8 protein-coding genes are annotated in these 12,777 nt (G+C 63.7%); 4 read left to right on the top strand and 4 right to left on the bottom strand.

All coding sequences use genetic code 11. The features are described 5' to 3' along the window. Nucleotide 1: 1 nt before the first annotated feature. The 4 genes from AC0L2V_RS12575 to AC0L2V_RS12560 all read right to left on the bottom strand — a co-directional run bounded on the left by AC0L2V_RS12575 (nt 2) and on the right by AC0L2V_RS12560 (nt 7,303). Entirely contained in the window at nt 2-1,258 is a 1,257-nt protein-coding gene (locus AC0L2V_RS12575; RefSeq protein ID WP_473520221.1) for an Hsp70 family protein, read from the bottom strand. Nucleotides 1,259-1,367: 109 nt separating this feature from the next. Next, nucleotides 1,368-2,159, bottom strand: coding sequence for a TIGR02186 family protein (locus tag AC0L2V_RS12570; protein ID WP_473490491.1), 792 nt, complete (start codon nt 2,157-2,159; stop codon nt 1,368-1,370). Then, nucleotides 2,159-3,082: a sulfite exporter TauE/SafE family protein gene (locus tag AC0L2V_RS12565; RefSeq protein ID WP_091600326.1), complete on the bottom strand. Its 924-nt coding sequence runs from the start codon at nt 3,080-3,082 to the stop codon at nt 2,159-2,161. The genes AC0L2V_RS12570 and AC0L2V_RS12565 overlap by 1 nt, the downstream gene beginning before the upstream one ends. A gap of 189 nt (nt 3,083-3,271) precedes the next feature. Beyond that, nucleotides 3,272-7,303, bottom strand: coding sequence for a peptidoglycan-binding protein (locus AC0L2V_RS12560; protein WP_473520220.1), 4,032 nt, complete (start codon nt 7,301-7,303; stop codon nt 3,272-3,274). 445 nt (nt 7,304-7,748) lie between these two features. Here AC0L2V_RS12560 and AC0L2V_RS12555 point away from each other — a divergent pair, with 445 nt between their 5' ends. From AC0L2V_RS12555 to AC0L2V_RS12540, 4 genes are all read left to right on the top strand, one after another. Then, nucleotides 7,749-8,207, top strand: a complete 459-nt coding sequence (locus AC0L2V_RS12555) for a MerR family transcriptional regulator (RefSeq protein WP_473520259.1) — start codon at nt 7,749-7,751, stop codon at nt 8,205-8,207. Nucleotides 8,208-8,502: 295 nt separating this feature from the next. Further along, complete coding sequence (locus AC0L2V_RS12550) at nt 8,503-10,299, top strand: acyl-CoA dehydrogenase (protein WP_473520219.1); 1,797 nt, start codon at nt 8,503-8,505, stop codon at nt 10,297-10,299. A gap of 56 nt (nt 10,300-10,355) precedes the next feature. Further along, complete coding sequence (locus tag AC0L2V_RS12545) at nt 10,356-11,525, top strand: acyl-CoA dehydrogenase family protein (RefSeq protein ID WP_473520218.1); 1,170 nt, start codon at nt 10,356-10,358, stop codon at nt 11,523-11,525. 30 nt (nt 11,526-11,555) lie between these two features. Beyond that, the gene (locus AC0L2V_RS12540) at nt 11,556-12,764 is read left to right on the top strand and encodes an acetyl-CoA C-acetyltransferase (protein ID WP_473490486.1); all 1,209 of its coding nucleotides are present in this window, start codon (nt 11,556-11,558) and stop codon (nt 12,762-12,764) included. Nucleotides 12,765-12,777: the final 13 nt, after the last annotated feature.

The following is a 12,777-nucleotide window of genomic DNA, read 5'->3' as shown; positions in this document are numbered from 1 at the left end:
GTCAGCCGAATTTCCGCTGCGCATCGAGCGCCAGCCCAAGCCCGACCGAGCCGAACATATCACCTTCGATGACCGACGCCTGCGGCACCAGGGCCAGTATTTGCTGCCTTGCCAGCGGGATGGCGGTCGATCCGCCGGTCAGGAACACCGCGGTGATGTCGGACGGTTTCACCTGCGCGTCGCGGATCGTCTCACCAACCGTTGCGGCCACCCGTTCGATATCCCTGGCGATCGTGGTCTCGATCCCGGCGCGCGTAATTTCGGTCGCAAACTTCGCTCCCGTCAGCGCGACCATCACCTCGGCGGACGGTTGCTCCGTCAGCTCGATCTTGGCCCTCTCGACCAAAGCGGCCAGCGCGTGCCCGTAACGATGCTCGACGATGTCGATGAAGCGGTCGACCAGGTCGGCGCGTTCCGCCTCGTAGCGGATCTGGCGCAGATGCGTCATCGCGCGGGCGGTGTAGACCAGATTGATGCGCTGCCATGTCGCCAGGTCGATGAAGTAGCTGGCCGGCAAGTTGCGCTTGCCGTCCTTGGTCGGCGAGAGGTAGCCGAGCTGCGGCATCACATGGGCGATGCTCAACAGCCGGTCGAAGTCGGTGCCGCCGATGTGGATGCCTCGGCTCGCCAGGATGTCGTCCTTGCGATCAAGGGAGCGGGCGCGCTGCGGCGAGACCCGCACGATCGAGAAATCGGACGTGCCGCCGCCCATGTCGACGATCAGCGCCAGTTCTTCGCGCGTGACTTTCTGCTCGTAGTCGAGCGCCGCCGCGATCGGCTCGAACTGGAAGGCGATATGCCTGAAGCCCTGGGTGCGGGCCGCGTTTTCGAGTTGACCTTCGGCCTTGGCATCGGCCTCGGCATCGTCGTCGACGAACTGCACGGGACGACCGAGCACCACGCTTTCAACCGTATCGTTCGCATCCTCTTCCAGCCTTTTCCTGAGGTGGCCGACGAACAGGCCGATGATCTCGGTGAAGGCGATCGATCGGGTTTTGATGCGCGTCTTTTCATGGACCAGCGTACCGCCGAGTACGCTCTTCAGCGAGCGCATCAGGCGACCCTCGATGCTGTCGGTATAGTTGGCGATGGCGCGGCGCCCAAAGTAGGTGCGGTTGTCCTCGAAATTGAAGAACACCGCGCTGGGCAGGGTCACCTCGCCGTCTTGCAGCGCCACCAGTTGCGGCTGCCCGTCCCTGATCACGCCGACGGTGGAATTCGAAGTGCCGAAGTCGATACCGCCGAATGCTGGTCGCATCGCAAAGTCCTGTATTTTTGATTTGGGGAGCGACAGCCGGTGTTCGGCCGGGCCGGGGTCGCGGTCTAACCCACGAGCGTAAAAAGGGGAACCGCCTTTTGAAAAGAGTTTAATCCTTCCGGAAGACGAGCCTTCCGAGCCAGCCTGTCAGCATGGCCAACGACACCGCGAAGACGCCATACAGGAAAGAATAATCGTGGGCGACGCGGAAGATCGACTGTTCGAAACCGGATTTGCGGATTTCGAGCTGGGCGGAGCTTTCCTTGATGAACAGGCCGCTCTTGAACAGGAACGCGCGTGCCTTGTGGGTGCCGACCGGAACATTGGGGGCGAGCCTGACGGTGGCGCGGAACAGGTTCTGCGACAGGAACTGCACGCCGCCGACATTCACGCTGTAGAGGCCGGTCGCCGTCTTTCGCTCGCGCAGTGCCGCGGTGAATTCCTGGATGGTCGCCGGACTTTCGCCAGCGTCGGCCGGCTGCATGTAGATGTTGGCGGCGCCGAGCGACAGTTGCTTGTAGCTGTTGGGGTCGGTGACGTCCTGCAGCGGCCGCGTCGTCGCCACCGAATAGGACACCGGCACATTCTTGAAGGTCTCGGACTCCAGATTGATCCAGATGCCGAGCACCCGGTCCTTGCGGCGCACGACGACCTTCCGGGCCGGACCCTCAAGCACGACGACGATGTCGTAGCGCCCCTGGCGCGCGACACGCGGGTCGGCATTTTCCAATGAGCCGAAGATGGTGAGGTCGGCGCCGGAAAAGCCGGCGGTGATCGAGACATGGTCGGTGGACAGGCCGATCTGGATGTTTTCGGTAACCGGCGTCTGCGCTCTTGCCGGTGACGAGGCGGCGAACAGCGACAGCGAGGCAACGGCCAGGAACGTCCTAAAACCCGCCATCAGGTCGGATCCGCGCCGGACAGCGAATAGAGGCTGGGCGGCGTCACGAACAGATCGATGGCGAGCCGGATGGCAACCGCCAGGACCAGCAGTGCCAGCAGCGCCCTGAGCTGCTCGCCGCGCAGCCTTTGGCCGGCCTTGGCGCCGTATTGCGCGCCGGCGACGCCGCCCGCCATCAACAAGAAGGCGAGCATGACGTCGACCGTCTGGTTGGTGGTGGCATGGACCAGCGTGGTGTAGGCCGAGGTGAAGATGATCTGGAACAGCGAGGTGCCGACGACGACGTTGGTCGGCACTTTCAAGAGATAGATCAGCGCCGGCACCATGATGAAGCCGCCGCCGACGCCCATGATCGACGACAGGAAACCGATGCCGGCGCCGAGGCCGAGCACCGGGATGACGCTGACGAAAAGCTTCGAGGCCCTGAACCGCATCTTCAGCGGCAAGCGGTGGATCCAGTTGTGCTGGCCGGATTTCTTCAGCACCGGTGCCGCGCCGCTGCGCGCGGCGCGCAGCGCATTGACGCTCTCGACCAGCATCAGCCCGCCAACGGTGCCGAGCAGCACGACGTAGAGCAGCGAGATGAACAGGTCGAGCTGGCCGAGCCGGCGCAAGAAGCCAAAGACGAAGATGCCGCCGGTCGAGCCGACGATGCCGCCGGCCAAAAGCACACCGCCGAGCTTGAAGTCGAGCGTGCCGCGCTTCACGTGCGACAATGCGCCGGAGAAGGAGGAGGCGATGACCTGGTTGGCGCCGGTGGCGACTGCGATCGCCGGCGGTATGTTGTAGAAGATCAGCAGCGGCGTGATCAGGAAGCCGCCGCCCACTCCGAACATGCCCGAGAGGAAACCCACCGCCGCGCCCATGGCCAGCAGCACGAAGATGTTGACGGAAATTTCCGCGATCGGGAGATAGATGCCCACCCGTCAGTCTCGATCAGTTTGCCCGCCGGCGAATGCAACCGTGGCGGGCATTCGCGCCAAAAGCCTGTCCGTTCTTGCGCCGGCCGGGCGGCGAAGTCAAACCTCGCCACGTCGCCGAAACAAAAAACAACTCAATCAGTTAACAGGCAAATGTGTGGCAAAGGCGTCGCGGAAACGACGCATCTGACGTTATTTGCGCGCAAGCAGCGCCTTGACCAGCTTTTCGTCGACCGTGCCGGTGGGCTTCAGGTCGTTGTCAGTCTGGAAAGCCATGATGGCATCCTTGGTTTTCTGGCCCATCACGCCATCGTCATTGCCGGCCTCGTAGCCGTTCTTGTTGAGAATGCGCTGGATGTTCTGAACGACCTTCTTCATGTCGACGCTGGCGGTCGTCTGCGGCGTGCCGTCCTGCCACGATTCGGGAATATCGGCCGAATTGGCCGCGGGATCGAGCGGCTTTGCCTTCCACAGCTCCGTGGCGGCGCGTGCGCGTTCGAGCTGCTCGGGCCTGAGCGCCTTGGCGATCTCGTCGCGCTTTGCCGCCGCATCCTTGTCGCCGGTCTTGGCGACGAGCGCGAACCATTTGTAGGACTCTTCGAGATTCTGCTTCATGCCGACGCCCTTCGCCGCCAGGATGCCGAGATTGAACTGGCTGTCCTTGACGCCGAGATCGGCGGCGGCCTGGAACCAGTGCGCGGCCGATTCATTGTCGGTCACGCCATCCGCCGCCATGGCGAAGAGCACGGCGAGGTTGTGCATGGCGCTGGCGTTGCCCTGTGCGGCGGCGAGCTGGTACCAGGTCTTCGCCTTCTTGACGTCGCGCGCGACGCCGGTGCCCTTCTCGTAGAAGTTGCCGATGCGGTATTCCGCCGGTGCGAAGCCGAGCTCGGCTGATTTCTCGTACCATTTGGCGGCCGCTGCCATGTCTTGCTTGACGCCGCGCGATTCGGCGTAGCGCGAGCCGATCTCGAACAGTGCCTTGGCGTCGCCGCCGGCCGCTGCGTCACGCAAGGCAGCCGGGCCGGCATCGGCTGGAATGTCGATCTTGGCAGTGGCCGCCGCCGTCGAAGCAACCGCTGAAGTGACCGTGCCGGTCATGTCCTGGGTCGCGGGGGTGGCGTCCGGCGTCGTCGCCATTGGTTCGGCGTCCGCAGCCGTCGGGCCCGCAGGTGCCGACGCTGTAACGTTCGCCGCCGCCGGATCGGGCGACGTCGTTGAAGCCATTGGCGCAGGAACAGGCTCGGCCGCGGACCCTGAGTCGACCGACGTTTCGGCATCCGCCGATCTTTCGCCATATGACGGCGTGACGATGGCGGCCTGCGCCGGCATGTCGTCCTCGGCTACCGATTCGGATGGCTCTGCCTGCCGGACAGCGTGGTCTGGTGCGCTATCCCCTGCAGTTTCTGTGTCCGTCTTCGGTTCGTTGACGGTACCGATCGATGCGGTTTCCGCTGGCTGCGCGGCCGCCATCGGCGCCGTATCGTTGCTGGCCATTTCGACCGGGTCGGAGACAAAGGCCTTGCCCAATTGCAGGCCGGCGAGCGCCAGCATGACCGCGGCGGCTGCCATCAGAATCGGCTTGCGTCGCGCCTTGAGCAAGTCGCCGATCCTGAGCGCTTTTACCGGCCCCCTCATCGTCGATTGCCGCTTGAGAGCGTCGGCCTCGGCAGCGGCCGCTTGCGCCGCGCGCCTGGCAGCGGCGATGAAGTCGGATTTCGATGCGTCGGCATTGCCGGCCCTGCCGGGCGGGCCGCGTTCGTCGCGCACGCGCTTCATGATGGCGTTGAGGTCAGGTGGGCCGGAGCCGGGCTCCAGCGGCCGGTTGGCAACCTTCGGGTCCAGCGGCTCGTCGAGATCGGCAATCGGTATCTCGACATCAGGCGCGGAGCCGGCAAGCGGTGGAACAATCGTCTCCTTCTTGGCCTTGAAGGCGCGCGCCAGTCCGCCGAGCATCGACTTCCGGCCGCCGGTCGGCTGGCTTTTTTCCGCCGTGTCCGAGCCAAGCGCCGCCATGGCCGCGGCCGCGGCGGCTTCGGCCGGCGTGCGCGTGCCCGGGTCGCTACGCGTGCCCAGGTCGCTACGCGTGCCCAGGTCGCTACGCGTGCCCAGGTCGCTACGCGTGCTCGGTTCGCTAGGCGAACTTGAGTCATCGCTGATCATGGCAGTGACATGGCTGTCGAGGTCGGCCATGTCTTCCGTCAGCGGCAGTGGCTGGTCGATGTCCATGGACGGCGCGTCACGTACGGCCATCTTTGACGATCGCACGCCGCGCCAGCTGTCCGGCTCGACCGGTTGCGTATCCAGAAGTTCGCTCACAGCGTCGGTCGGCTCGCCGGTTTCCAGCGAGCCCAGCCGGTCGACGATCTTGAGCAGCGTGTCGTGGATGGCTTCGAAGGTCCTCGAATTGCGCTCGTCGGAACGACGCGTCAGTGCTTCGAGCGTCTTCAGATCCTGGGCGAGGCCAGAGACGGCCGCCGTGTTGGCACTGGAGCCCGCCAACGAACGGACGGCGCTCTCGGCTGCCTCGCGCGCCGCGCTGAGGATGGAATCGCGGGTGCCAGCCAGCGACTTCTCGATTTCGTTGAGACGAGGGCTGATATCCTCCAATTCCGGCAGTGGCGCGCCGGGTTTCGAAAGGTGCGCCGACAGGCCCGCGACCTGCGCTTCCAGGCTGCGGATCAGGGCCGGGTCGATGCCGGCGACTTGTGCCGCCGATGAATCCAGCCGGATTGAAATGTCTTCGAGCCGGCTTTCCAGGCCACGGATCGCGGCTTCACCTGCGTGATCGGGAACGCGCGTCTCCAAGCGCTTGGCCAGCGCGCTGAAGCGGGCGTCGAGGGCGTCCATGATGCCGGCCCCGTCGATCTGCGGCATGCGCTGGTCCAGCCTGTCGGCAACTTCGTCCAACCGGCGCTCGAGATCGCGAAACAGCATGTTGCCTTGTTCGATCGCGTCGCCCTGGCGGCGCTCCATCATGCCGGACAGCACGTCGAAACGCTGTTCCAGCCCCTGGAAGATATAGTCGGCGTCCGGCATGGCAGGCGCCCGGTCGATCTTGTCGGCAATAAGCGCGATCTGCTTGTCGAGACGCTCCATCGCCTGCTCAGGCAAATTGGCCCGGCTGGCAAGATCGTCGACCCTGCTCGACAGCATGTTGAGGCGGTCGATGACCTCGCCGCTGGGGTGGACTTGCGTCACTTCCTCGATCTGTTCGGCAAGCGAGGCGATCCGCTTCTCGATACGCTCGAATGCTTCGGGGTCGAATGAATTGGCCTGCGCAGCGACGGTCGAGGCGACGATGGCGCGGGAAATCTCGTCCAGCCGCTCGTCGATCATCGCCAATGTGCTGCTGCCGAGACTGTCCTGCTGGCGGGCGAAATGCTCGACGGCGCCGGCAAGCGTGCGGACCTTCTCTTCGAGCGAGCGCAGCGAAAGCGATTCCGGCAGATTGTTGACGGCATTGCTGATCTGTTCGAGCCGTTCGGTCAGCATCGAAAGACCGGGTGCGTCCGACCGCTGTCGCTGATCGGCATCGACACGATCCTCAAACGCGGTCCAGCGGCGGTCGAACTCGTCCCAGCGGCGGCCGACCGCCTGCACGCTCTCCTCGCGCGCCAATGTGTCGAGCGCGGCCTTGACCTGCTCCAGATCGAGCCGGAGCATGTTGACGCTTCTGTCGTCGCTCTTTTCGGCCAGGGACTGGATGGCGCCGGAAAGCCGCTCGAACTCGACGCCGAGTTCGGCGCTGCCTTTGCCTCCCGCCGATAGGCCACCCGTCTGGGTGCTTGCCTGGAAAGCCCGCTCGATGTCGTTGCGCAGCGCTTCGAATTCGCGCTGCAGGCCGGCGGTCATCTGGTGGCGCAGTTCCTCGCGCAGGCCGCGCAATTCGCCGGCGATCTTGCCGACCACGGCGACGCCGTCTTCCTGGCCGCGCACGCGGTCGATGTCGCGGGCGATCGCCTGGTAATTCTCATCGAAGGCAGCCGGCGCCGGGCTTTTCGGCGGCTGCGCCGGGCGCGGATCCTCATAGGGCCGGGCGCTGGCATAGCGCGGCTCCGCGCTCAGCCGGCGCGGATCGGGACGTTCGCTCAAGTCCTCGCGCGTCCGCTCCAGCCGCTGCTCCAGCGTTTCCAGGGAGCGGTTGAGCTGTTCAAGCGTGGTGTACGCCCTGCGCTGCCGGCCGGTGTTGAGTGTATCGAGATAGGACCGCTTGCTGTTCATCGATGCGCCCGTTCACAATCGCTGCTGGCTTTATGACCAGTTCCCAAAGTCCTGCCGGAAACGAAGACGGCCGCGGCTTTGCTGCGGTGGACTCCGAAAAACCGTGAAAAATTCGCTACAGGATAACCACGGGTGACCGACATGCGCACAATTCGCCCAACGTGGTAAACAACGCGTTAACCAAGCTTAAGAAGTTGCAACGATGTTGACGAGCGCCTGAAGCGCCTGGCCATGCGCTGGCGGATGCGGCAAAAAGTTCCTCCCGCACGACGCCCTTGCTTCGTGAGGCGGCTATCGGTATAGAATTGACGTAAACGTAAGGGTGCAAGATTGTGCCGTTTGCGATTTGTTTGTTGAAACCACGAGTGGAAGCACGCCCCCGCTTCGACTCAGGCGACGTACGGTCCAGGACCGCGGCGCCACCAGATGGGGAAAGCCAGTGACCATGAAACTTGTTTCGCCCGGCCAAGCCGCGGCCAATACCAATGACATGTCCGATAAAGCCGGCGAGGATCTTGTCCGCATCGGCGAGATGGCCAAGAAATACGGAGTAACGCTGCGTACGCTGCGTTTCTACGAGGACAAGGGCCTTCTCAATCCGCAGCGCGACGGCTCGACCCGTCTCTACACGCGTCGCGACAAGGCGCGGCTGAAGCTGATCCTGCTCGGCCGCAAGGTCGGGTTCTCGCTGCGCGACGTCAAGCAAATGATGGACCTCTACGACCCCAGCGGTTCCAACACCAAGCAGTTGCGACTGACGCTCGACAAGTCGGAGAAGCAGCTTGCCCGCCTGCAGAAGCAGCGGGCTCTGATCGACGATGCCATCAACGAGTTGAGCAACTCGATGGCGGCGGTGCGTCAGATGCTGAGCGAACGCTCGCCGCAGGCCAGCGTCGCCGGGTAATTCTTCGCCCGCTTCCGGTGAACCTTCTGGGAGAGAGCCGCGTGGGGCTTGGCTGCGCGGCTCTTCCCTTTGTCTTGCGGCTGCGACGGGGACGAATATCTTTCAATCTGTTCGGACTGGCTACGGCCAGCGCCGTTACGCTATGAGCGAGCGGCGGGGATTAATTTGTCGCATCAAGAAATTGACGTTTACGCAAACGTCAACTTTTGCTATTCCGACCTGAACATTGGTCCGCATGCCCGTCTGACTTCACGTTGGGGGCTTCGGGGCCAAGGCCGCATGGTGGAGGAAATGCATGCCGATCTACAGGGCGCCGGTCCAGGACACGCTGTTTGTGCTGAACGAAGTGCTGGGCTACCAGCGCTATTCCAATCTTCCCGGATTTTCCGACGCGACGCCGGACGTGGTCGAGGCCATCCTCGCCGAGGGCGCCAAGCTCGCTGAAAATGTCATGCAGCCGCTGAACCGCGTCGGCGACATGGAAGGCTGCGAGCGCCATGGCGACGGTTCGGTGACGACGCCGAAGGGCTTCAAGGAGGCCTTCGACCAATACCGCGAGGGCGGCTGGTTGGGGCTCGCCGCACCCGTCGAATTTGGCGGCCAGGGTCTGCCTTACGCGGTGCATACCGCTGTTTCCGAATATATGATCTCGGCCAACATGTCGCTGATGATGTACCCCGGCCTGACGCAGGGCGCGATCGCCGCGATCATTACCCATGGCACCGACGAGCAGAAGGCGATCTGGTTGCCGAAGCTGGTCGAAGGCGTCTGGACCGGCACCATGAATCTGACCGAGCCGCATTGCGGCACCGATCTCGGCCTGCTGCGCACCAGGGCGGTTCCCAATGGCGACGGCACCTACAGGATTTCGGGCCAGAAGATCTTCATATCGGCCGGCGAGCACGACATGGCGGACAACATCGTCCACCTGGTGCTGGCCCGCATCGACGGCGCGCCGGAAGGCGTGAAGGGCATTTCGCTGTTCATCGTGCCGAAGCTCAAGCTCGATGCATCTGGCAATCCTGGCGAGAAGAACGCCGTCTCCTGCGGCTCGATCGAGGAGAAGATGGGCATCCATGGCAATTCGACCTGCGTCATGAATTATGACGAGGCACAAGGCACGCTGCTTGGCGAGACGAATGGCGGGCTGAAAGCGATGTTCACGATGATGAATGAAGCGAGGCTCGGCGTCGGCCTGCAGGGGCTTTCTGTGTCGGAGGTCGCCTACCAGAACGCTGTGTCCTATGCCAAGGATCGCCTGCAGGGACGCTCGCTGTCTGGGCCGAAGGCGCCGGACAAGAAGGCCGACCCGATCATCGTCCACCCCGATATCCGCCGCAGCCTGATGACCATAAAGGCCTTCAACGAGGCCGGTCGCGCACTGGCACTGTGGACGGCGATCAAGTCCGATATCGCCCACCGTGCCAGTGACGACAAGGACCGCCAGGCTGCCGACGACTACACCGGGCTGATGACGCCGGTGGTCAAGGGCGTGCTCACCGACAAGGGTTTCGACCACGCGGTGATGGCGCAGCAAGTGTTCGGCGGGCACGGCTATATCGAAGAGCACGGCATGAGCCAGTTCGTGCGCGATGCCCGCATCGCCATGATCTACGAGGGCGCCAACGGCATCCAGGCGCTCGACCTCGTCGGCCGCAAGCTGGCCTTGAATGGCGGCCGCGCCGTGCAGGCCTTCTTCAGGGAGGTCGGCGAATTCTGCGAGGAGAACCGCACTGATGAGAAGATGGCGCCCTTTACCAAGGCGCTGAAGAAGGGCCTCAACGATCTGCAGGCGGCGACGATGTGGCTGATGCAGAACGGCATGGCCAAGCCCGATAACGCCGGTGCCGCCTCGACCGACTACATGCATCTCTTCGGCCTGGTGGCGCTGGGCTATATGTGGGCGCAGATGGCCAAGGCGGCCGGGGCGAAATTGGCGAACGGCGCCAATGGTTCTCCGGCGTTCTACGATAGCAAGCTGGTGACGGCGCGCTTCTTCATGGAGCGGATCATGCCGGAAACGTCGGCGCACCTCGCCCGCATCTCCAGCGGCGCCGATACATTGATGGCACTGCCGGCGGAAGCGTTCTAAGCTCGACGTTCCCTCCCCTCAAGGGGAGGGGGACGTCGGCGCAAGGGAGAAACAGCATGACCAACCCCGCCGAAATTCTTGGCCTTCCCAAACCTGCCTGGGCGGTGGACGAGGTCGGCATGCTCTACGACATGGCGCACCGCTTCATGTCGGAAGAGATCGCGCCACGCTATGACGAGTTCGAGAAGAACGAGATGGTCGACCGTGAGTGCTGGCTGAAGGCGGGCGCGGCCGGTCTGCTCTGTGCCTCGATGCCGGAGGAATATGGCGGTTCGGGCGGGACATTCGCGCATGAGAGCGCCATCATCGAGGCGATCGGCCATGTCGGCGTCGACGGTTTCGGCATCGGCCTGCACAATTCGATCGTCGCCCCTTACATCCTCCACTACGGCTCGGAGGAGCAGAAGAAGAAGTGGCTGCCGAAACTGGCGACCGGCGAGCTGATCGGCGCCATCGCCATGACCGAGCCCGGCGCCGGCTCCGACCTGCAAGGCGTCAAAACGCGCGCCGAGAAGGACGGCAACCAGTACAAGGTCAACGGCTCAAAAACCTTCATCACCAACGGCCAGCTCGCCAATTTCATCATAATTGTCACCAAGACCGACCCCGAGAAGGGCGCCAAGGGCACTTCGCTGATCGTCGTCGAGACCGACGAGGTGGAAGGGTTCGAGCGCGGCCGCAACCTCGACAAGATCGGGCTCAAGGCCAACGACACGTCGGAACTGTTCTTCAACGATATGCGCGTGCCGACCTCCAATCTGCTCGGCCACGAGGAAGGCCAGGGCTTCGTCCAGTTGATGCAGCAATTGCCACAGGAGCGGCTGCAGATCGGCACCGGCGCCATCGCCATGGTCGAACGGGCGCTGGCGTTGACCATCGACTACGTCAAGGAGCGCAAGGCCTTTGGCAAGGCGATAATCGATTTCCAGAACACCCAGTTCAAGCTGGCCGAACTGAAGACCGAGGCGACCATAGGCCGGGTCTTCTACAATGACTGCGTCGCCCGCCATATCGATGGTGGTCTCGACCCGGTGACGGCCTCGATGGCCAAATACTGGCTGTCAGACCTGCAGGGAAAAGTCGTCGATGAATGCCTTCAATTGCATGGCGGCTATGGCTACATGAATGAGTATCCGATCGCCCGCATGTTCCGCGACGCCCGCGTCCAGCGCATCTACGGCGGCACCAACGAGATCATGAAATTGCTGATCGGGCGCTCTCTCTGAGAGACTTTCAGCAAACCAAGGAGCAGGAAAATGGCCGAAGCTTATGTCTATGACGCCGTGCGCACGCCGCGCGGCAGGGGCAAGAAGGATGGCTCGCTGCACGAGGTGCCGGCGGTGCGGCTCGGCGCCAAGGTGCTTGCGGCGATCCGTGACCGCAATGGGCTGGACACCGGCGCCGTCGACGACATCATCTTCGGCTGCGTCGATCCGGTCGGCGAGGCGGGTTCTGTCATTCCACGCGCCGCCGCCTTCGAGGCCGGTTACGACACGAAAGCGCCCGGCATGCAGATCTCGCGGTTCTGCGCCTCTGGCCTGGACGCCATCAATTTCGGCGCCGCCAAGATCGCGCAGGGCGCCGACGAGATCGTCATCGCCGGCGGCGTCGAATCGATGTCGCGCGTCGGCATGGGCGCGTCCGGCGGCGCCTGGTTCATGGACCCCTCGGTCGGCCTGCCGGGCTGGTTTGTGCCGCAAGGCATCTCGGCCGATCTGATCGCCACGAAGTACGGCTTTTCGCGCGACGACGTCGACGCCTATGCGGTCGAAAGCCAGAAGCGCGCCGCCAAAGCCTGGGGCGAAGGCCGCTTCAAGAATTCGGTGATCTCGATCAAGGACCAGAACGGCCTGACCATCCTCGACCACGATGAACACATGCGGCCTTCGACCGATATGCAGTCGCTGGCGGCCCTCAACCCGTCCTTCGTCATGCCCGGCGAAATGGGCGGCTTCGATGCCGTCGCAGTGCAGAAGCATCCCGAGGTGGAGGAGGTCAATCACGTCCACCACGCCGGCAATTCGTCTGGTATCGTCGATGGCGCGGCGGCCGTTCTGCTCGGCTCGAAGAAGGCTGGAAAGTCGCTCGACCTGAAGCCGCGCGCTCGAATCCGTGCATTCGCCAATATCGGTTCGGAGCCGGTGCTGATGCTGACCGGTCCGGTCGACGTGACCGAGAAGCTGCTGAAGCGTGCCAGGATGAAGCTGTCGGACATTGATCTGTTCGAGCTCAACGAGGCGTTCGCCTCGGTGGTGCTGCGCTACATGCAGGCTTTCGACATTTCGCACGACAGGATCAACGTCAATGGCGGCGCCATCGCAATGGGCCATCCGCTCGGCGCAACCGGTGCGATGATCTTCGGAACGGTGCTGGACGAACTGGAGCGCCGCGACCTGAACACCGCGCTGGTGACGCTCTGCATCGGCGCCGGCATGGGCACCGCAACGATCATCGAACGCGTCTGACGGGAGAGAAACC

It is taken from the genome of Mesorhizobium sp. WSM4814 (assembly GCF_055811595.1).
This window is presented reverse-complemented; position numbering and strand designations above follow the sequence as displayed.